The following is a 22,807-nucleotide window of genomic DNA, read 5'->3' as shown; positions in this document are numbered from 1 at the left end:
TGGATCGATTCAACCGCTGGCTTCATCTGCAGCTCTTCCTCCTCCAGCTCTCCACCTTCCGACTCGCGTTGGATCGATTCGTTTGCAGACCGCATTTGCAGCTGCTGTACAACTTGTCCAGCTACCTGATCAGCTTCCTGCTCATACTGATCGCCAACAGGGCCTACAGTCATTTTGGCCTGAATCGGCATTTTGCTTGTGGAGCCTCCGACAAGCATTCTTTGTACATTGCGATTTCCTATCACTTCATGCAAGCTCATCATCTCCGAAGAAGCGGCTGTTGCTGAATGATTGGTTGGGTCCTTAGCTGATGTCTTTCTTTGCAATGCTGCTTCGGAATTGGATTTACTATGATGACGCGGTTGATGTGTGTGCATGCTTTACCTCCTTAAAGTTTTCTGTAGGAAAACTAGCTTCGTAAGCATTATCCGAGTTTTCTGAAGGAAAACTGACTTCGTAAGCATTATCTGAGTTTTCTGATGGAAAACAATCAATCTTATACAAGAACACGCTGCTGGCTAATTCGTTAGCTCAACTATACCATATTCTTGAAACATAAGAATATATTTCTACAGCTATTCAATCGTAGATTCCTTACTCAAACACTTGACCAGCAGCATCGCAATATCGTCAGATTGCTTCGCTCCTGCTATAAACAGATCAACATCCTGTAAAATCCGCTTCATCAGCTCATCCATCGTAAGTTGGTGCTCCAAGCCCACAAGCTCACGCAAGCGCGTCATTCCGTATTGCCGCAAAAATACATCCTCTGCTTCACTAATTCCATCTGTATACAAAAGAATACGTTCCCCACGACTTAGGTAAGCCACATTGTCGCTATACTCCATATCTTCAAGCACGCCCAGAGGAAGCCCTTTAATCCCGATCAATGGGTCCACGCCTCCACCGTCACGAATGATATAAGGAGTGCAATGACCGCCATCACTATAGGTTAGCTCTCCTGTTACCATGTCCAGCACACCGCAAAATATAGTTGCAAACATCGCCGATTCATCCTTGTACAGCTCACGGTTCACTTCCGTCAGCAGCTGACCAGGTGTCATATCCGCCTTCATCATGCCTTTAATGAGCGTCATTGTGACCGCCATAAACAAAGCGGCAGGAATCCCTTTATCTGATACATCCCCGAGTGTAAAAAACAACTTCGATTCCCCAACCATAAAATAATCGTAAAAATCGCCGCCAACCTCTCGTGCCGGACGAATCATCGAACGCACACTATCCGCCATCAGCATTTCTGTTGATGCATCAACGCTTTCATTGACCAGGCCAGCATCTAACATCGAAGGGCTCGATCTTAACGAAGTGACACGCTGTGGCAAAAAGCCCAATTGAATATCACTGGCGATCCGCAGCTCGCTTTCCATCCGTTCTTTGGCAGCAACCGTATCCTTCAAAGCTTGGACTGACTTCTCTAACGCCTCATACAGCATCGCGTTCTCCAACGATATGGCGGTCGGCGAAGCAATAGACTGCAGCAGCTTCAAATCCTTATCGCTAAAATGCTTTCCATTGCGTTTGTTCAGCACCTGCAGTACTCCGATAATCTCACCTTTATTCGTCATCGGCACACACATCAGATTACGCGTCGGGTAGTCTACCCGATTGGCAACCTTCGAGGACCAACGGGAATCACTGGCAGCATTATCGATTTTGATTGATTCTCCAGACTGGGCAACCCAGCCTGCGATGCCTTCACCCATAGCCAGCCGGATTTCGCGAATCTCGCCGCCTTTTTCCCCAAGCGCCAGTTCGAAGAACAGGTCGCCTTTCTCCGAATCCACCAGTATTACCGAAGACGCATCCGCGTCCGTAACCTGTGATGCCGTATCCATTATTTTTTGTAAAAGATCCTGCTTGTAGATCGTCGAATTAATCTCCTGGCTGACTTTAAAAAGCTGCAACGTGCGTGACAGCTCTTTCTCCGACGCACGCCGCCTCCATTCATTAGCCCCCAGAGCAAGCAGTAAAATCAGGATCGCGAGCATCCAGCCATATGGTAATTCACCCATGCTTGTGTCACCTGCCCATAGGCATTCCTCTCTGCTTACTCAGACAAAGCCTGAGTCGCTTCCGCCTCAGTCGCATAAATCGAGAAAATCGCGCTAAAACCTGACATATCAAACACTTCGCGGACATTGGCTGTCATTTCAATCAAAGCCAGACTGCCTTTTAGCGCCTTCATCTTTTTGGCTGCCACAAGCAATATACGCAGACCTGCGCTGCTCACATAATCAAGCTTGGAGAGATCGAACACAAATTTCGTCCGTCCCTGTTCAACCAGTTGTACAAACTTGCCCTCCAGTACACCCGAGGTGTTTGCATCCAATCTCCCCTCAATAGCAACAATCGCAATATTTCCAATCGTACGTTCCGTTACATTCATGCTTTATCCTCCTATGAGTTTTCTTAGAAAACTTGCTTCGTAAGCGTTCACTTTGAGTTTTCTTAGAAAACTTACTTCGTTAGCATTCGCTATGAGTTTTCGCAGAAAACTTGCTTCACAAGTATTGGCTTGGCTAACGGGTTTTCCACCCGATTTTCTTCATACGAATCGTGTTCAACGCCCCTACTCGTTCATAAATAGCTTCATCCATGGATGTTCTGACAAAATGAATTCCTAATCCACCAATTTGGCGCTCCTCCAAAGCTTCCTGAACATCCGGTGAGGGTAGTGACAATGGATCAAACGCCCTACCATCATCCGTTATCGTCAGCTCAATATGCTCTGGATCTACCCATAAAGAGATCTTGATCGTATGTGCGCTTTCCGAATTGCAGCCATATAAAATCGTATTCGTAACCAATTCATCACAAACAAGATTCAGCTGAAACAGCGTCCGGGAATCAACAGACTGCTGTTCTGCCCATGCGGTTAACCAAATGCCTAGCCGTGTAAGCTCTTGAAGATCATTTGTCAGCTCAATTTGTTGAAGCTCACCGCTCACACAATCCCCTGCTTTCCTTTGGGTTATGCCATCTTCATCAGCATCGCTTCGAGCAAACGGACACGCGCGCTCGAGGCATGCAGCAATCCAATGCCAATTTCTGGATACAATCGGATCAGTCTCGACAAGCCCTCACCTTTCAGTGTCAGAACGCGAACCTCATCAAAAATCGCTTGTGCGGTAACCCCTGATATGGATTGATCCAACGCCGTGCTTTCGCCAAATACTTCTTTGGCTCCCAATACGCCGATGGTCCCCTCTCCCCCATTGCTCGTTACAAGGCTAAGCTCCACATGTCCATCTACAATGAGATATACGCTGGAATTCGCTTCTCCTTGACGCAGCAGCAGTGCCTGATCGGGATATACCTCTTCTTGTGTAATGCCCGCAATCAAACCTAACTCATCGACCGATACATTGGAGAATAACGATACCTGTTTTAAAAACAGCACCTTGTCGAGCATCGTTAACAGCTTTTGCTCATTCGGCATAACGGCTTGCTCCTCCTTTAACACATGTTGTGCGATATCCCGCAGCCAATCATCCGATCCCTGACCAACCTGCTCAATCATCGCTTTTGGATCAGCAATTTCTCCGGGGTCCATCGTGTCCATTCCGGCTTTCAGCATGTCGAGCAGAGCATAGGCAAGCTTGCGATCACCCAGCCCTTCGGCCAACACCTCAAGACCGTTCTCGCGAATTTCTTCGTCCTTATCCTGAACACTTTCGCGGATAACCTGAACGACATGTTCATCAGCCAGCTTCGCCAGAACAACCCATGCTGCGTTACATATGACAGCACGAATCTCACTATAGCGCTGCTCCGCGAGTTCAGCCAGACCTTCCCTCCCGAGCTTCCCTATTGCAGCTGACAGCGACTTCTCCAGATGAGTCCCCTGCAGACGCTGAATGCACGAGTCAACCAAAGCTTCACGGATCTGGGCTTCATTAAGCAAATGAGCAAGCGCAGCAACACAAGCGTCCCATATAAAAGGATTCGGGTATTCAAGTCCTTCCATCAAGGCGGGAATTCCTTTATCTCCCATGTCGATAAGCGCTTGGATAATCGCTTTACGCAGCTCTTGGTCAGCCATCGGGTACATCGGAAGTAAAGAGCCAATTGCCTCATCATATTGCAGGATACCCAAGCATCGCGCAGCCGCTACTCTGACTGCAGGCCGTTGATCCTCCAGTAACGACAAGACCCAATCGCTATAGCTTGACAAGCCTAAGTCAGCAACCGTACGACAGCCGAATACGGCCCAATCGCCGCCATTATCAAGCAATTTTATAATCGCCTCATCACACGCGGAAAAGCTTTCATCACTACCAAGCGCATACAGTGCCTTAACCGCTTCCGCGACGACACGAGGATGCGCATCCAGCAGCTTTAGCCTGATAAAATAATGCGCCTGACTCTGCATGTGCCCAGCTCTGGCGATCAATCTTACACATTCTACCCTCACATCGACTTCTTCATCTTCCAGCAGAGCAGCCACCTGCACCAGTTCCTGGATAGTTGCCCTCTGCAAACTCATCGCACGCAGGGCTGCCACCCGAATACGCGGGTTATGATCATTTACAAGCTGGACCAGTCGCGGCAGGTGCGAGGAATCATTCGCTTTGCCGATCAATTCAAGCGCAACCTCGCGAACATGATCATTTGGATTGTGGAGATGCTCCAGCACGCCCTGCAGCATTTTTGAGCTGCGCATGCCTCCCAGAAAAGCAACAGCCATTTCCGAGAAATCAGCTTGAAAGGACTGTACGCTTTTGATTAATTCCTTGATATACAAGTTGCGTCCGAACCAGGCAATCACGATTAACAATAAAGCGACAACGACACCGATGATCGCTACGGAATCCAGACTTAGGAATCCTTTGGAATGCAGCAGGGACAACAATGCACCCAGCAAAATACCTCCAGATGCAGCAATCGCTTGCGATACATAACGAATGCCATCTCTTTGATTAATCGGTAGCATTTTAAAGAACAATTGATAGCAGGGCTCAGCCGTATAATAAAGTAAAATATAAAATAGTGCATAGGTCGCTGACACGACAGCCAACGCGTAACCTGTGTCCAGAAATAAAGCTGACAGACCGAAGCCGATCATAAACACAACCGATATGGCCAACAGCATGTTGCTTGCGCCCAGCCAATTCATCAATCGGCCTGAGAACGTCTGCAGCAGCAAAGAAGCAGAGAATTGTATCGTAATGATCAACCCGTAATACGCAGTCAAATCCCGCTCGATGGGGAACGCTTTTTCAGTCGTCGTGAAATATTGATACTCCATTAAGAAGTACAACGCAGGCATTAACGTCATCAAACCTACAGCACAGAGCAGAAAAGGACTTTTCGACAGCTGTTTATAATAAGCGCCCGATGCAGCCGACTTTTCTTCTTGGACTGTCAGATCCTGCTTATGCGGCTGCTTGTCTTCTTTAAAGGTCAAAGGGACCAAATACCTCGTTATCGCCTTACGGAAGTTGAACAAACCGATTAGCAGAAACAATGGCGCCAGCATATAGACGATTTCAGTCCCTGACCATCTCCCAACCTGCTGGGCAATAAACCCGGCGGTAATGCCACCTACTGTAGCAGCTCCGACGAAAATCGGCATAAGACGTTTGGCCTGCTGTGTCGGTGACAAGTCAAATGCCGTACTCCACAGCAGCAGCGTCAGCTGGCGAACGACAAAGTTTGAGGAAATAAACAGAATCGGATAATACCATCTATAATCCAGGCCCACTATCTTAAATCCTATCAGGATCAGCCCATTCACCAGCAGCACGCCTGTCATAAGGAGGTACATCGTTCGCATCAGCTTCGCCTTCGGCAGCTTATCCGCCAGCTTGGCCAGCAGCCAGCCCTCAAGCGGCATAATAATCGCCTCTACGATATAAACGAATGGCAGGAACTGCACGCCAAACCGTTGATTAAAGAGTGCCATAAAAGCCGTATAACTTAATAACTCCGCGATGCCGGCAAAATAAAAAACCGGCAGCATAACCCAAAGCTTCCGCGAGTCCTCTGTACGCAGTCCAAGTATTCGGAATAAAGTACCTGCCACATCATCAAGTCCAATCCTATGTAATCTGTCTTTCACTCCATGTAGGGTTTGCAACGTGGATTCGGTGCATGGCTTACTTACAGAGGGTCTTACCACCAACCCTAGATACAGCTAAAGCTTTTTCCAATAAGCAAGCCGGGCTTCACCCTCATAATAATAATTTGGATAATTGCCGATTAATTGAAAACCGAGCAACCCAAACATATTTTGCACCGAAGCATACTGCGGCAGATCACACGTATAAGTCAATATATAGCGCCCGTTCTGCTGCGTAATAAATTCAAGCATGGTCTCATATAAACGCTTAGCAATCCCTTGTTTCCTGTAATTCTTGTGAACAGCCATATAATCCCACAGATAACCGCCTGTTCTGTGCTCATTTTCCCGTGTACTGATGACCGCAATTATTTCTTTGGCTTCATTCTCGGCGTACCAATGGCGATGATTCGGTATCTGCAGACTTTCAAGCGGCCATTTACTGAAATGCAGAAGCTCTCCAGGGGTATGATTCTGATCGTCAAAAGCATCCTCGGAGAGGAAAAATTGACTGACCCGCTCCGCATCCCTTTCATTTTGCATAACATTTACCTGAAATATGACTTTACTCATGATTGATTGCTCCATTCTAATAGACTAAGAGACGGACAAGGTTCCATTCCAATCCTCGGTTGTACCATTCTGGAAGTATTCATCACATAAATAGAAGTACAGCTTAGCTGCTTTATCCTGTCGATTTGCCTTAATTACCTGAAGGAAGGCCTCGCGCGCGTCATAAAAACGTCCGACCTGATACAGCAATATCGCCTGCTCAAACCTTGTCTTTGTTTTCTCCTTCAGCGCCCGAAGCGTATCTGGTTCACCTTGATATACATCATATAGCTGCAGCGGTTCATCCTTGCCCTCGATATGGATCAACCCCAGGCTGCGGAATTGAAAGCTGCTCCTGTCTTGAAGCGAGTCGATAATGTAGCTGGAAACAAGAATAGTTGCACCCAGCGGCTCTGTGATTTTTTCCAGCACACTGGCCAAATAAACATCATCAGAAATCACATTGCCCTCCAGCCGCTGCTCCTCTCCGATAATACCCAGTCGAAGCGGACCCTTGTGCAGCCCGATGCCCATGTCAATAGGTGCGTAATTGCAGCTTGCCCGATGTAAGTTATAGGTCTCCAGCTCCTTGATGATTCCAATACCGGACAGCAGCGCCTCGTCTGCACTTTTGGGGAACAGTGCCATAAAGCCGGCACCCAAATATTTGTTAATCATCCCATCATGATTGCGTATAAAAGGACCAAAACGGTTTAAATAGGAGTTTACAAAGTTAAAATTCTCCTCAGGCGTTAACCGTTTGGATAACAAATAGAAGGAGCGAATATTAACGATCAAAATGCCCATTTCCTGCTCAACCTGATCTCCAAGCTCGACATCCAGAATACTGTCCTTGTCTAAAAATTTCAAAAATTGCTGTGGGACAAAACGATAATACGCTTCGCTCACCCGAGTAACCTTGGCAATGTAGCTGCGAATATGCGCAGCCATCACATTAAAGCTATCTCCTAGATCAGATACTTCATCATGTGTCCGGATATCGACGACCGTCTCCCAATTTCCTTTGGAAATCGCGAGTGCCGAGCTGCGCAGCTTGCGAATGGACGAAAGAATGTAATAGGTGGTCAGCAGCACAATAGCCAGCAGTACCAAGGTAATAACCGAAATTGTCTGGATAATGTTGCGCAGAATCTTTTGCCGATGCTGCAGTATACCTTCCAGATTTTTACTTGTTTCAAACACACCAACGATTTTCCCCGAGCTGTTAAATATAGGTCCGATCGCATACATCCAAAACCCGGTATCATCCTGCCATTGATCGGTTTCTACAGTACCCAGCTCCACGACCCTCGTATTCTTTGGCGTTTTGGGGAACGGATTGAACATATTTACATCGTCCGCATCTTCAATCATTCGGTATATGGTACCGTTCTCGTATTTATACAGCGCTTTGTAGAATCCGCCGTCATCATTGTCTCCAGTGTCCTCAAAGATTGAATCCATTTTTTTACGAAACATCTTGTAATCCTCGGTTTTGTAATCCAGTGGTGAACTCATTCGCTCCAGCTTATCGCCATCGATCAAATTCCGACCGTTGCGTGCTAGGAGGGAGAGTTCGCTCAATGTCTCGTTCTCCATTTTTTCTGAAAAATCCGTATAAATAAAATACGACAGCAAAATCATGGAACCGACGATAATTGGTATGAATACAATCATCTGCTTCAGCATCAACGAAATGCGACGAAGCATGACATGAATGTAAAATAGTCTAACCGCATAGACGAGCAGCAGCAGTCCAACCAGTGCAACAGCCCATACCAGCCCTCTATAAATGATCCTTGAAGAAGCATAACTTCCTTCTACAATAGGCGGCTGGATCGTTCCATCCGGATTTTGACGAATAATTTGCTTTTCATGCATTGTAATCAGTCCGTTGTCCGCACCTACACTAATGCCGGTTATATCCTCGAAGGATAAGTCAACTCCATACTGCTTCGCTTTTTCCACCGTTAATAGCGCTTCGATCACGTAGGGCTGGGCGGGGTCCAGTCTGCTGACCGCTTGGGCGTTATAATCGATATATACGAGACGGCCTGATTGATCCAGCTGCAATTGCTCAGGAAAGTTTCGTCTGGTCCGATCGACGCCTGTTAAAGGATAGACCTGCTCGGCTTGACCTCCATCGTTGAATCGATAGATTTCACCGCTGCGGGCGGTAATATAAACAAGATTAGCGTTATCTCCGACAACTCCCGCAACATATTTCCCTGCGGGCAGCGACCAGAAGCCAGCAGGCTGCGGCGATGCTCCTGTTGCTTCGCCAACTGGCATACGGTATAAAGTAACCTTGTCATTATTCTCGACAAAGAAAGATAGTACATCATTTTGCACACCCAACGATTTCAGGCTGCCATACCTGAATCGTTTCGGCTCTGTATTGGGATAAACCAGAGGAAAGAAACTGTCCTCCTCCACACCCGTAGGTGAGAATCGAACAATCCGCTCAGATTTGACGACTAGGCCATAAGGGTCAAGTGTCATTTTACTCGTATACAGATTGCCTTCATTGTCCACTGCAAGTCCGTTGAAGCTATGGATGTCGCTAAGTGAATCATTCGTCTTGATCGTGTAGAGGACAGTCCCATGAGAGTCCAGCTTGGCAATGCTCTTCTTCGAGTTATGAATGACATAGAGGTTGTTCTGCTTATCCGTTATCGCCTTGGAAATACTGCTCAGTGGCACATTACGCTGCCAAGGTGAGCTTGTCATAACTTCGCTATTTTGGTAAACAACATATCCTGAAGCTACAATCAGCATTGTGAGCAGCAGGACTACTACCCATTTCTTCATCGTTCTTCATCGCCTCGATTTCGCAAGCCTTTGCTTGTCCTATTCGGCAGAAATCCGAATGGTTTTCGTACCGTTATCCCAATCTATCTGCATATCCAGCATTTCCGCCACAAATCGCAGCGGTACATAAGTTCTGCCCGCGATCATAACGGGCTTCGTATCCAAATCTACAGGCTCTCCATTGACATAACCGACCTGATTATCAATCCTGCACACAATCGTCGTACGATCCTGACTGATCGTCACAGACTGTTGTTCTTCATCCCACATGACCATAGCTCCGAATGCTTCGGAAACAGGTCTTACAGGTAAAAACACTTTTTCATTTATTATAACAGGCGGAGCCGGAAAAAAGACTATTAAATTGGGAGAAATAACACTTTCTACCGGGAAAATCCTTGCTCTTTCTCCCCACGATTGTTCAATTTCCACAGTGGCTGCCGTAAGCTCCTGCATCTGTTCGGGCGTATATTTGCCAAGCTCAATTCGACCGATCTGCGCAAGCGTCTGCCTGCTTTCTTTTTCCAGCTGACCTGCCAGAGCCGGAGGCAGCTGGGCCATAGCTGATAGGTTGCCTTGCGCATCCTTCAGCAGCTTCGCAGATAAACCGTTTATCGTATCAAGCTTGGCAAAGAGCGATTCCTTCTGTACGGTCAGCAGCATAAAGTTCAATGAAGTGATTGAGCCTTGGAGCTGCTCGATCCTGCCTGTATCCTTTTGTACTTGCGCTGCTTGTTGGGCATCCTGCAGTTGGATAAGTGCGCTCTGAAGTGCCTTTATACTCTCATCGCTTCCTCTATCCGATACAGCCAGCCTGCTGGCTGTATCCATGAGCGAAGCCAGCTGCAATTCGGCTGTCTGTGTATCTCCGGAGGCTATAGCTTGCCTTACCTTCTTCTCCAGCTCTTGCTGACGCTGCTCAAGTTCAGCCTGCTTAATCGCGTCGCTTGCACCCGTAGAAGTGCCCGCTCCGGCTCCGACTCCCGTGGCGTCGGGGTTGTTCGCTCCATTGCTGCCGCCAGCAGCAGCTCCACCTGTACCCGCTCCACTGCCGTCATTCTGCGGGCCACCGGCAGCTGCTGCATCCGCTTCCAACTGCTTGGCGAGCGCTTCGGGGTTATTCAACAAGGCAATCTGCTTAATTGCCACAGCCTGATTATCACTAAGCAAAGTTTGCAATAAGATTGACTTCGTTTCCGCTTCCTTCAACTTAATCGATAGCAGCAGTGTGTCTGCAGCTTTATTCGCTGCCAGTGCCTTTTCCTTGTCCAACTTGAGCTGCTCCTGCTCCTTCTTTAATGTCTCCAGCTCCATGTTCATCTGCGCTGCTGTGAGCAGTGGCGCCAGCTGTCCATTCGGACCCACATCAACCGTCAGCTTTAAGGCAGCCAACTTTTCCGGTCCGATCACTGCGTTGCCTTTCGGATTCTCCATCGCCTGCAAATTCAACACCTGATCTGCTGAAACCCATACACCGCCAGTCAGCTCAGACTTCACTAATATCCCTTGTCCCGATTCAGCCATCGTCCCTTTGGCAGCCGTATGCAGCTCTGGCGTCAGTGCATCAAGCGCTATGCGGTACGTTCCGATCATCAGCGTAGTGCCCCCATCTACTGTCGCTTCGCCTTTCTTCGATGCTACGACAGCTCCGGTAACGGCTGGCTTCGCAGCAAATTCACCAGGCGGGTCCAGCTTGAGTGTGCCAGCAGCACCGTAACCCTCTGGAATGCTTTCAGCCACAATCTCCATATCTCTATACAAAATGACCCTGATGCCTTCCGGATCACTGAACAGTATGCTTAGATCACTTAACGGCTTCTGAATCGGTTCTTTTTTTCCAATCTGGTTGCCTTCTGTTGTAAATAACGCATAATCCGTTACATCCAGCTTCTTGTCTACCTTAAGCGAGAACTCGCTAACCAGCGTTCCAATCTTCGGCTTGATGCTCCAGCTGCCTCCCGGACCTTTGGCCTCAGGCTCGGACGGATTAATCTTCGCAAGTCCGTCATCTATATCACGGTAGGGTAAAATCCCTACCTTATATGTAGGCTCAACCGCCCCGCCCGTATCCACGTTCAGCTTGCCGAGCGCCTGCTTGTAGCTGATCCAGCTGTTAAGCGCCATCAGCTCAGCCTGATCCTTGGCATCTAGCACCAATTGCAGCTCCTCTGCTTTCATAAAGCCGAGCTTGGCCTTCTGTGCTGCTGCAGCGACCGCAGCAGCAGCTTTATCCCGATCCCTCAGGGACTGCGCATAAGCCTCCTCAGCACCTTTGGCATCCAGATAAGACTGGCGAATCGATAATACTACGTTTTTCAAGCTTTCTTTTTCCTTCAAAACGGCTTTATTCTGATCCATCATCGAAATCGGCAGCGACTGTCGAATATCGTCAAAATAACGGATGCCATCATACTCGCCCTGCAGCAGTACTTTTGGAATAGGGAAAATAGCAAGCCACATAAAGCCCTCCCAATCCCGCTGGATTCCCGCAAGCGTAGCCTCGTAGCCCGCCATGAACAGCTCATAGTCGATATCCTTGGCCTTGTACATGCTCTCAATCACCCGCATGCGGGCTTCACCAAACTTGGAGGCGTACAGCTTGCGGGACACATCCACCTTCATGTCAGCAATTCTGCGGTCCTCTCGGTCCTGAAGCAGGGACAGGTTCGTCTTTTGGGCAGTGGCGCTGTACTTCTCCAGCATCGCTTGATTCAGATCTCCGTAATCCTGGATGTAGGAAAGCTTGACCCCTCCTTGCAGATCCATGCCCACCTTGTCCCCCAAAGCAAGCAGACTCGATTTGTACGAAAGCTGCGCCAACTTCAAACTGGATGCCGCTTGCTCCAACCCCTTCTCCGCCTGATCACGGGCTGCCTGATCCGCTAACCCAAACTTCTGCTTGTTTCTTATGCTCTCCAGCTGGACCTTGGCCGCATCTAGCTTCTTTTGTGCTGCATTTTCTGCCAGCAATCCCTGTAGCGCGTTCCCATACAGCTTTTCCATCTCATATTGCACGGACAACGTCTTGCTGCGAAGTGCCTCATTTGCCACTAACTGCTGCTTGCGTGCTTCCGGAACCTTTAAGCGAATTTGCAGGTCCTTGCTCAAATTCCGCGGCTTGGCGAATAGACTCGAATCCTTGGCATCTTCGCTTTGCACCGCATACTGTGCCTGTACCAGCTCTGCATTCTTTTTGGTTATCTCTGACCTGGCATCACGAATTTCCTGACTGTTCTTAATACCCAGTTGAACAGCCTCTTTTAATGGCAAATCCTTGATCTGATCCCCAGGAGCAGCGAACGCCGATAACATGAGCCCTTGATTCAACAAAAGGAGCCATACCAAACAAGCTCCGACACGTTGCACAGACATCATTTCAAACCCCTCCGACGTTAAATAACATTACATCTATAGTACATCAACTCTATGAATCCCGCATCTTATTTATCGACAAATTGTGGAATAACGCTTAATAAGAAAATGAATTTATTGCCGCTTTTCGCTTTATTTAGTACTATGAAACTATAGATTCACAGCTTGTATACACGTTAATTAAGAGATTGTTCAGAAAGTCCCCTTTTGATCCCGAAGTTACATAGGATGCTTACTCGGCTTCGATTCTTGCATTCAGGTTTGAAATGTGCCGCTATCTAGGCATTGCCTAAAGCAAATATGCTTACGAAGCAACATTCCTAAGGAAGGCTTGTAACTCTGCTTCCCTTCTTCACCCTCTTGCAACCTTCACGGTGTTGAAAAGAAGACTTTTTGAATAAGCACGATAATATGTCGATAAGGTGGTAGATTCGATGGGTATACTCGTCTGCGGAGGCGCAATGCTGCAATGCAGCTTCGGTGCCGCGCCAGGGACGTTGAACGTGCTCCCCGCCAATCTGGTGATGACCTCCATGCCCATTGCCAATATTATGGATAACAAACCGATGCTGAATATTATGCCCTTTGGTATGTGCAACTCACCATCTAACCCCATGGTAGCCGCTGCAACCGCTGCCGCTTTTGGCGTATTAACCCCTATGCCCTGCATTCCTGTTACAGCCGCTCCATGGGTTCCAGGCTCACCGACCGTTCTAGTAGCTAACATGCCAGCCCTCAACAACAGCTCCAAGTGCATGTGCAATTGGGGTGGCGTCATTCAAGTAGTCAATCCCGGACAAGCAACCATACAAGTGCCTTAAGCAAGCGGTAGATATGAAGAAATACGGTTTACAGCCTTCATGTTAGCATGCGGGCGATCCTGCTATAGGAGTGAAAACGTGAATACATTCGTGAAATCGATGGAAACGATCTTCAGGCCGGTAGTGTTCCCGATCGTTACCAAAATGTTAAGGCCCATCTTTAAATTAAGAGCACTGACCATGGCTCTAATCAAAAAGTTCCAAGCCTTTTTGAAGGCTATACTCGGAACAAAGGAATCCTCTCTCAGCAATTATGTACCCATTGGGTATTACTATGTATCCAAGCGACTGCTGCTAATTTGTTTTCTCATCGTTCTTCTGCTCGCCTACTTCATATTTATTCGCCCACCTGTATTTGTAAATAAATGGTTTAATCGTCCAACTGTGTTACAGGAATTTACACCCAAGACCTCAGCTTTCTCGGGAAAAGCCAAGATTGTCGATGACCAGCAGGGTGCCAGATACGAAGGCGAGCTCGCTGACGGTTTATATGCAGGCACAGGCAAGCTGTATGGCAAACAAGGCGTGCTGCTTTATGAGGGTTCTTTTGACAAAGGGCAGAAGAACGGAGCCGGTACCTTGAACGATGAACAGGGCAAGCTGCTTTATAAAGGTCTATTTATCGCTGATGCTTACAACGGACTTGGCACTCTCTACAATCCTGACCAGAAGATCCGTTACATCGGGGAATTTCAAAACGGGCAATTCGGTGGTGCGGGCAAGCTGTTCTATCCGAACGGCGGCATCCAATATGATGGAGCTTTCCACGCAGGGAAATTTAGCGGTGCGGGCAAGCTGTTTGATGCAGCTGGGATTTTGCTTTACGAAGGAGATTTTGCTGGAAACGAGTACAATGGAGCCGGTAAGCTGTTTAATAGCAAAGGCATTATGCTATATGAAGGAGCCTTCAAAAATGGCAGGTTCTCGGGGGAAGGCAGCGAATTTTATGAAAACGGGATGCTCAAATACAAAGGTGCCTTTACAGCAGGCTCCTATAATGGAGAAGGCACAGTATTAGGTGATAAAGGTCTGGTTACCTATAAAGGCGGTTTCATCAATAATGTGTACCATGGCGTTGGCGAATTGATGGACGGAGCGGGCAGAACGCTGTACAAGGGTGATTTCAAAAACGGTATGTACGACGGCGTCGGAACTATATTCGATGCAGACGGATCCCCCGTACTTAAATCATTTTTCGTAGACGGCAGCGCGAACCTGCAGAGTTTCATTGGCTTATCCAGCAAAAAGCTTGAGGATATGCTCGGCAAGCCAGGTGAAGTCACCCTGCTAGGTATGCCTGATCCACTTGCGGCCTTATTAGCAAATGACACCACTGTAGGAGCTGCGGTTGGTGCTGAAGCTCCTGCACCTGCAGGAGGGTCTGCTGCGGCTGGCGGAGCCAACACAAGTACTGGCGGGGCTGCTGCACCAAGTGGTGCCGGCACAACGCCAGGTGCGGCTAACGGCACATTAGCAAGCGCAGCCGTACCTGGTACAGGCGCTCCAAGTACTACGGCTGCAGCTAATGGCGATACTGCCGCAGCAACCAGCTCAATTACAGAGCTGCAATTGAGCTATCCGAATTATCAGATGAGCTTCATTGTCAGCTCGTCTCCAGCCAATCCCAAGGAGGCTACCGTCACCTCGTTCACCTTATGGGGCAGTAAGCCGCTTGCTCTTATCGTACCGGCAGTAGAAACGTTCACTGACCCTAAGCAGCCGAATGCGCTCGGTTACCGGATCCTCGAGCTCAAGCGGGCTGCCCAACCTGGAACTTATACCAATAGCTATTACAAGGATGATTACTTGCTTACTTTCACTCACCGCACAACTGGCAATATCGCGACTCAGCTTGAAATTATTCCGACAAAGCCCGCGAATTAACATGTATACAACGACAAGAGAGAATGTCTCATAAGGTCTATTTGGCCCTATGGGACATTCCTTTATTAAGAAGCCCTCTGATGAACATATTTATGATCGTACAATATGGGAGCTTTCCCGGATGAAGGCTGGGCTCCCATTGAGGACTACTTGCATATCTTTAAAGAAGAGAAACCCAACATCAGGATTATGTTTGAACACCACTCCCAACTGATTACGGATGAACAATTGGAAAGCCTGCTATCAACGGGTTGCTCAGATCTTAAAAAGCGAATCCTCATAAAAAATGAGTGCCCCAGTCCATCCGGCCATGACCAGTAGAAGGAATCATTAAGGACTTACCATTCAATTTATTTACGAGGGGCGTTGGAAATGGAAATTTTATTCAATACATTTATAATTAGCGATGACAAAACTCGGCTGGATATCGAGATCATCGGTGGATTTTTGTCCAGAAGCTATTGGGCGAATGAGCGTCCGATTGAAAAAACGCAGAAAGCCATCGAAAATTCTCTCTGCTATGGCGTCTATGATCAAAATCGACAAATCGGCTTTGCAAGAGTCATTACAGATGGCGCTACGATGTATTATTTGTGTGATGTATTCATTGATGAACATTATCGCGGCCAGGGCATCGGCAAAAAATTAGTCGAAACGATTGTTAGCTCTGAAGCTCTGCATGGAATTAACGGAGTTTTGGGAACCAAAGACGCCCATTCTCTTTATGAATCGTATGGATTTAATCGTGTTGCTGACCGCTATATGAGGCGTGCAGCCGATGCGAATCGAAGATAAGAAAAGTCGGCCTTTCGTTTAAGAGAGGCCGACTTTTTAGTATTTACTTACATTAACAGCCTGAATGTACTTCGTAGTAACCGTACGCGAGCCACGTTATGCATTGGATTTCTTAGGCTACACCTGTTCTTCCCGTCCGCTCGCCGCTTCCAACGAAAAGATGTCAACGGTCTCTTTTTCAGCACCCGTTCCAGGCGCTTTTTTGAAGGCCCACCAGCGGATATTGATTTGCGTCGCTTCCGTAGGCTGCTGAAGCCGCACTCCGATGCGGAACGTGCCTTTTTGCGGGTATAACACCGTTCCGATCTTGACGTCTGGACCAATCGGCTCATGCTCGCTGCCTTTAAATACATCCGTCGAGCCACCGTACAAGCGTTCACTGCTGCTTAAGATATCGGAAATATAATCTTCATTAATTTCCTCAATTCCTGTATAAATGAACAGGTTGCCTCGACCAAGCCCATGCTCGATCTCAGCCGATATATAACTTTTACCACCTCGGCCAAAAGGTGACGCCGCGAACTTATTCAGCGATGCTATCGGAATTTCAACAACACCCGTCCGTATCTGATCTTCGGATTGAACATCAGGGAGCCCCAAATCGAAGTTCAGCTCACCTTTGTCCTTGTTGAACGTAACATTGAGTTCAGGCTCTTGGTTGCCCGCTATTTTCCTGAGACTGGATTTGGCCGTAATCGATCCGCTGATTGGTGATGATGGGGCCGAAACATTCACGCCTTTAAGCTTTTGCAGGGCGGAAGCATTGTACACATATTCGTTGAATGGAACCTGATCGACCTTTTCAATCATATAGGTCGGGCCCATTTGCAATAAGCTGATACGGGCCAAATAAATACAAGGGTCAGAAGGAGAATCCAGAGAGTCCTCCAGCGACCGGTTCACAAAATCATTTACCCATTGTTTATCTATGGCTTCATCGATGATCATCACTTCGTTGGCTCTGGCTGAGGACAAACTGACCTGCTTATCGCCGATACGCAGAACTGCATGATCCTGTCTGATCCCAACCGATCCCTTGCCTCGCGATCCGTCCGCTGCACGAAGCTGTACCGTTACCTCATATTCGGTTTCCTGCCGCTCCTGAGGTTCGTTGAACGTTACTTTGTGGTTATACTCAGCCTGCAGCTGTTGTCCGATCAGTTCGAATGCAAAAGAAATTTTAGCCGCCTGCAGCGTCTTTTCGATAACGAAGGTCACATCAAACAGCTGACCCGGATTCACATAACGCGGAGTTCGCTGTAAAATCCGAATATGTCCATCCTGATACAACACGCTTGTCTGCTCCATGATGTTCTCAATCGGGAATGCTGAAGGATCGGGGGATTCCTCACGGATAAACAGCTTATAGCTTTCCAGCACACGGTTATACTCACTTACTTCATCGGATCGAACAGCTGCATTGGCTACCGAATGAACAGGTTCTTTGCCCTTCTCGTCGTAGGCCAGACAAAGATATACATTTTTGGCGTACTCATTGTTCGAAAATCCCTGCATCATCGACAGCTTGAGTGTCACGGGAGAAGGAATGATGATTTCCCTGCCCAGCGCATCAATAGCCGCCCCCATTTCCACAGAAACCGACTTATCATCGACTGCAATGACCTGCAGACCCGTAATTACACCTGCTCCATGCAGCAATCGGTTCATCAAACGCCGCTTATCGTTAAAATATTTCTGCTCTGATTCAAAGTCACGAACGGTTAACAGCTTGCCATAAAAATAGCGATTGCGCTCAAACGGATAGTAACGTGTCTTTTTCATCCCACAATCCCCTCGCCTTCCCCTAGTTTGATTCATATTCACAGCTGGCTTAATTATTCTAATTCGGAATCCAATCCAAGTCGGGTATGAATGTCCATTCGTTTGTCACGATCAAGATCGATCAGCACCGTATTGTAAGGCATAGACGATTTCTGATCCAATGTTAGCAGCGTCGGTTCTGACAAAAAGGTGTTAATTCCCATATACGAGTGCATATCCATGTACATCCAAGGCTGCAGCAGGGTGAGCTTACCTTCGGTAAAAGCGGGCTTTTGATCGTTGATGATCGATTCGATAATGAGCCTCTGCTTATCGGTTTGCACGCATTCCTGCGGCAGCAGCACACAAAAGCAATAAGGATTATCGCCGTATAGACGGGATAACAGCTCACGCAGCTCCGATTTCTCCTGCATTTGCTTCATTTGAAAATATTCAATGATATACGGCTCGGTTCCCGTGTAAATGTACAGCATACGCAGCAGGCCTTGTCGTGTGCCACGGAGCTTGTAAAGCTCTGGTGCTTGTGTGATCAGCTGGCGCAGCTTCTCCTCGCCCCACGATTCATCCTCATGAATGGCTAGCCATGTACCCAGCCAAGTTAAATATTGTCCATGAACGGCATTCGGATCAAAATATTTGGAGATATGATCAATCTTCTCCTCCATATCCTGAAAGTACGTACCAAATAAGGCTAGAAATCGTTCCAAAAATCGGCTCTCATCCTGCTGCTCCTGATAAATCGAAGGCAAATATGAGATCAATGACTTACGTGGAAAATACACTCGAAGTCTATTCAAAACCGGCGTACGCCGCTCACTGCCAACGACCTCAAGCTTCAGCCACAAGTAACGGCCAGCAGCATTCATGAGCAGGGCGTCCCGCGGATTCGTAATCGGCTCCGACCATAGATCCCTTGTAGCCCTCAGCTTATCTCTGAGCGGAATCACAGGGTCCTTTAAGTATGAGCTGAGGTCGGTAAAGTCACCGTCCAACCATTCTTCATTGCGATCAGAGGTATAGTAGTAAAGTCGTACCTGAGTTTCATCAGGAATCGCAGCATCCAGCTGTACACGGTGCCATTCCGTTTCTGTAGAACGTGTATCCAGTGCATGGGAGAAATAGATTCCCTCCGGTAGGGAGGTTTCTTCTAGCTCCATCGTTCTCGGCTGCAGCTCCAGCAAAGTGATTTCACCCGTTTCACCACCGAGCACATACATCCAATCTCGTGAACCCAGGAGGAGTTTGTCCGTCCGTCCACGAAATCCCGAAACCTTGTTAAGAAAATCGCCATGCTGTCCATACTTCAGAATGAAACGCTCGTCCTCTTCATCCGGGCCGACATACCGACTGTCACCAACATATATATTATTATTCGTATCAATGGAAAGACCCGCATAAGCACCTTTTGGAGCAATCGAGAATTGTACAAACAAGGTTCCGTCCTCGTGAAAGGATGTGACCAGCTTTAGCTCGGTATCAAACAAATAGACGGCTCCCACTGCATTAACCGCAGTATAGTATCTTTTAAGTAAATCGGCTGCAGCCGTCGCCTGTTCCAGCCGGAGCGAATCGTGCTGATAAACACGAATGGCTTCCCCCGCCGAGCTCCACTGCACAATCCCGATTCTCCCCCCCTCTGGCACTTCTTCATTTCCATTCATCCCAATAATCATATCCAGTGGGATTACGGTATACAGCCTTTTTTGTGAGTCGGACACAATAGCCAGCGGATACAGCGGTTTCCCTTGCCATTCCTGAGCGGCCCATATCTGCTGACTGTTCGATACCGAGTAAGCAGCTATGCGCCGTTCGCTGTTCGGGTCCGCGATATACAGGGTGTCTCTACTTGCAGCCAGCGCAGCACTTGCCATAAATAAATCATGTCCATGACGGAACAACTGCTCCGTGTATTGATTCTCCGTATCGTAGGACCATATAATTGCCCGTGCATCCAAAACGAACAGCTTGCCATTCTGCCCCATAGCAAAATCAAGCGGATTCTGTGGACCGTCCATCTCCTCGGGCTGTATCACCTTGTGTACTCCATATTTCTCCGTCTGGTGAAGCCCAAGTCCCCCATTCACCATATGGAGATTGTAATAACGTCCTTTATCCCAATCCGACCGTTTATTCAATGAGAAAAACTGGTACGGGTCCTGCACGGCTTACACCCCCTTCGTCAACATCCTGCTGAATCCAAAAATCGATGGGCATGTACGTCTTCCCTCGTGTCTCGTCTATGAAAGGAAGGCTTAACACACGTATGCGTTACTTTAAATAACCTCTACAGTTCCCACTCAGAGCATGTGGCTAAACGTCTGCTTTACTGATCAGCTCTACCTCATGATCACCGGAAGTCACCAATCCATAAGGAGGAATGAGGATGTCTCCACTGGCATTCTTACGTGCCCCGGAGCCTTCAAAATCAATCCACACATCCTGTACGTAAACGACGCCCTTCAACCGGCTGATCGCTCCATAAATATCGCCTTTATACACAGCCCTGCCAAACGTCCAGCCCGTTGAACCATCCGATCGGTCTAAGGGCTGGAGGAGCCCATACAGCTCATGAAGAATCCGCCTCGATTCTTCCTTCATTTGCGGCTCCACGACAACAACTGCATGCACGGTAATCTTAATATATTCGGCGGGTATCACATGCAGCTCCGTTGTCAGTAAGCGATGCAAATCCAGATGTTTTTTTACCGTTCGCAGAAAACCAACGCCTGCCTTCGGCTGTGAGCTCTCGCTGTAAGGAACGACAACGACTGTCATTTGTGCTGCGGATCTGGTCTGCTCATCCTCCACCATCCCTGGCTTATAGAGCGGTATTGCCTTCACTCTTGCGACACGTAGCCCAGGTGTAGCGCGGGCAATAGCCTCATAATCCTCACCTGTCACCGCTCGATACGGCGTTTGCAGGTCTCTTCGCACGCGATGTTTGGCCTCCTCTACGGATTCGGCCTCGGTTCCTCCCCATGCGGGACTGGGATTCGTCACTCGGATGCTTTGAAGCTCGGGATCATCAGTAACGAATTCGGAGATCAATCCATCCTTGACGTTACCCCTTTGGCCGCCGCCAGTTTGCAGTGATATGATGCGCAGGTTGTCCTGCTCCGAATCGTGGGGGATCCAGCCTTCCTCATTATTACCGAAGCGGAATACATAATTAGCTTCATCCCATACGTAGTGTCGATCCTCGGAACCGGATTGATCGAAATCCTCCACACGTGTCCAATCCTCCCAAATAAAGCCGGGAATACCGGGCTCTCTCCGTCCAACCTGAAGCAGCAGAGAATCCTTCAAACATCTCAGCGCCTGCTTAACCTCGAATTCCTGCTGCGGCAGCCCATTGCTGCCGCCAATCCAACGATCCAGCTCAAAGTCCGGTACATAGGAGATAAGCCGAATATTTTGCTTACCTTTGGTCGGAATAGCACCATGATGTCCATCACCAAAGCGGATTTCGGTCGTTTTTAGCAGTGGATCACGAGAAAGCTCATAACTGCAGTCCTCAGGTCCGCTACTTCTGATATCTGTAACAGCCTGCCAGTCGCGCCAATCGCCTCCGGCTTCACGTACCTGCACGAGGTTCAGCCCGTAATAAGGAAGATGTGCCACACGGCTGCATACGATCCCGCCCTCACCCGAACTATCGAACTCAACCGCTTCGCTCCAGGTAGTTCGCTGTACAGCTTCAACGGTATTAAGGTGAACCTGCTCAATCTTCGGTGCAAGCTCATAGCCTTCGTTTTCCAGCGTACAGCACAGCCAATAACGCCGCTTGTCGTTAGCAGGATGCACCAGCATCGGTCTCATCGGTTTATCCAGACGAAGCACGATCTGACCTGTCTGCGATAAATGCACCGTTGAGTCACGAAGTAGCTCGACTGGCAGCCAGCCTTCACCATCCTCAAAGCCTACATACTTCCACGAAACGCTTCCAGAGGCAATCGGCTCGGCCGACCCGTCGGCAGCTCTCCCGACTGGGACGGGATAACCGTCGAACAGCTTGAAGTAAAGAGAAATCGGTATGCCTGTCGGAAGCTCACGGTCAAAACCAAGGTACAGCTTGCTGCCGCTTTTGGCATCCGCTCCAAAGGCATAGTACGCAATGCTCGCATGATGATTGGAAGAGGTATTATCGCTTGCCGCCACAGAGGTACGCACAATAACTTTATCCAGAATGGATGGGACCGCCTGCAAGGTTTCGACCGTTTCGAACAGCTGATCCATCGCGGCAAGCCTCGTACCTTTAGGCAGCACCTGCTGCTCCTTCAGCCCCGTAAAGGCCAGCTGTGCTTTTGCAGGAACCGATTCCTTGAGACGAATACCTAGCAGCTTGAGAAACTTGCGCTCGTTTTTTTCCGTAATCCGGTTCAAATAATACTGCTGGACCTCCGTCATCCATGACATCAGCTCGATTAGTGTAATCCCCGGATCATGTGCATTTTCATCCGTCCACTGGGGAAATAGCTTGGGAATCGCCTTTCTTGCTTCCTGTACAATCTGATTGAAATATCGATCATCCAAATTCGGTATGGGCAGCAATCGTTATACCTCCTTTCGTAGTCAAGTGATATGGACAAGACTTACCAACATCCAGCCAGCAGAAATCCGCTGCAAAAGCAGACCCTTCTTCCAATCACTGTGACAGATGGATTCTTTGGATTCTAAGTCTCATAGGGTAAGATACCGTCTGCAAAGG

Annotated in this window: 14 protein-coding genes; 3 read left to right on the top strand and 11 right to left on the bottom strand. The window is 48.2% G+C overall.

What is annotated here, in order from left to right; translation table 11 throughout:
• The 8 genes from BM210_RS34945 to BM210_RS24855 all read right to left on the bottom strand — a co-directional run.
• A partial coding sequence (locus BM210_RS34945) for a hypothetical protein (RefSeq protein ID WP_177237985.1) occupies positions 1-377 on the bottom strand: 377 nt, incomplete at its 3' end.
• A gap of 198 nt (positions 378-575) precedes the next feature.
• Positions 576-2,033 carry a GAF domain-containing SpoIIE family protein phosphatase gene (locus BM210_RS24885; RefSeq protein ID WP_091174714.1) on the bottom strand — a complete coding sequence of 486 codons (1,458 nt, stop codon included), beginning with the start codon at positions 2,031-2,033 and terminating at the stop codon, positions 576-578.
• A gap of 35 nt (positions 2,034-2,068) precedes the next feature.
• Entirely contained in the window at positions 2,069-2,407 is a 339-nt protein-coding gene (locus BM210_RS24880) for an STAS domain-containing protein (RefSeq protein WP_091174712.1), read from the bottom strand.
• Positions 2,408-2,540: 133 nt separating this feature from the next.
• The gene (locus BM210_RS24875; RefSeq protein ID WP_177237984.1) at positions 2,541-2,969 is read right to left on the bottom strand and encodes an ATP-binding protein; all 429 of its coding nucleotides are present in this window, start codon (positions 2,967-2,969) and stop codon (positions 2,541-2,543) included.
• Positions 2,970-2,992: 23 nt separating this feature from the next.
• The gene (locus BM210_RS24870) at positions 2,993-6,046 is read right to left on the bottom strand and encodes a HEAT repeat domain-containing protein (protein WP_143101091.1); all 3,054 of its coding nucleotides are present in this window, start codon (positions 6,044-6,046) and stop codon (positions 2,993-2,995) included.
• 111 nt (positions 6,047-6,157) lie between these two features.
• A complete protein-coding gene (locus tag BM210_RS24865; RefSeq protein WP_177237982.1) occupies positions 6,158-6,655 on the bottom strand; it encodes a GNAT family N-acetyltransferase in 498 nt (165 codons plus the stop codon).
• Between the two features lie 24 nt (positions 6,656-6,679).
• Positions 6,680-9,445, bottom strand: a complete 2,766-nt coding sequence (locus BM210_RS24860) for an adenylate/guanylate cyclase domain-containing protein (RefSeq protein WP_091174706.1) — start codon at positions 9,443-9,445, stop codon at positions 6,680-6,682.
• 39 nt (positions 9,446-9,484) lie between these two features.
• On the bottom strand, positions 9,485-12,820 hold the full coding sequence (locus BM210_RS24855) for a stalk domain-containing protein (protein WP_091174704.1): 3,336 nt from the start codon (positions 12,818-12,820) through the stop codon (positions 9,485-9,487).
• A 431-nt stretch (positions 12,821-13,251) separates the two neighbouring features.
• On the opposite strand from BM210_RS24855, the gene BM210_RS24850 reads away from it, so the two are divergent.
• From BM210_RS24850 to BM210_RS24835, 3 genes are all read left to right on the top strand, one after another.
• Positions 13,252-13,638 carry a DUF4280 domain-containing protein gene (locus BM210_RS24850; protein ID WP_091174703.1) on the top strand — a complete coding sequence of 129 codons (387 nt, stop codon included), beginning with the start codon at positions 13,252-13,254 and terminating at the stop codon, positions 13,636-13,638.
• A 78-nt stretch (positions 13,639-13,716) separates the two neighbouring features.
• Positions 13,717-15,522, top strand: a complete 1,806-nt coding sequence (locus BM210_RS24845; protein WP_177237981.1) for an MORN repeat-containing protein — start codon at positions 13,717-13,719, stop codon at positions 15,520-15,522.
• A 372-nt stretch (positions 15,523-15,894) separates the two neighbouring features.
• On the top strand, positions 15,895-16,317 hold the full coding sequence (locus BM210_RS24835; RefSeq protein ID WP_091174699.1) for a GNAT family N-acetyltransferase: 423 nt from the start codon (positions 15,895-15,897) through the stop codon (positions 16,315-16,317).
• 117 nt (positions 16,318-16,434) lie between these two features.
• On the opposite strand, the gene BM210_RS24830 is transcribed toward BM210_RS24835, so the two are convergent.
• From BM210_RS24830 to BM210_RS24820, 3 genes are all read right to left on the bottom strand, one after another.
• Positions 16,435-18,099: a hypothetical protein gene (locus BM210_RS24830; RefSeq protein ID WP_091174698.1), complete on the bottom strand. Its 1,665-nt coding sequence runs from the start codon at positions 18,097-18,099 to the stop codon at positions 16,435-16,437.
• A gap of 53 nt (positions 18,100-18,152) precedes the next feature.
• Positions 18,153-20,261, bottom strand: coding sequence for a phage tail protein (locus BM210_RS24825; RefSeq protein ID WP_091174696.1), 2,109 nt, complete (start codon positions 20,259-20,261; stop codon positions 18,153-18,155).
• A gap of 148 nt (positions 20,262-20,409) precedes the next feature.
• Entirely contained in the window at positions 20,410-22,650 is a 2,241-nt protein-coding gene (locus BM210_RS24820) for a putative baseplate assembly protein (RefSeq protein ID WP_091174694.1), read from the bottom strand.
• Positions 22,651-22,807 lie beyond the last annotated feature (157 nt).

It is taken from the genome of Paenibacillus sp. 1_12, assembly GCF_900114475.1.
Taxonomy (GTDB): Bacteria; Bacillota; Bacilli; order Paenibacillales; family NBRC-103111; genus Paenibacillus_S.
The sequence above is the reverse complement of the archived record's forward strand: the minus strand, read 5'-3'. Positions and strand labels throughout refer to the sequence as shown.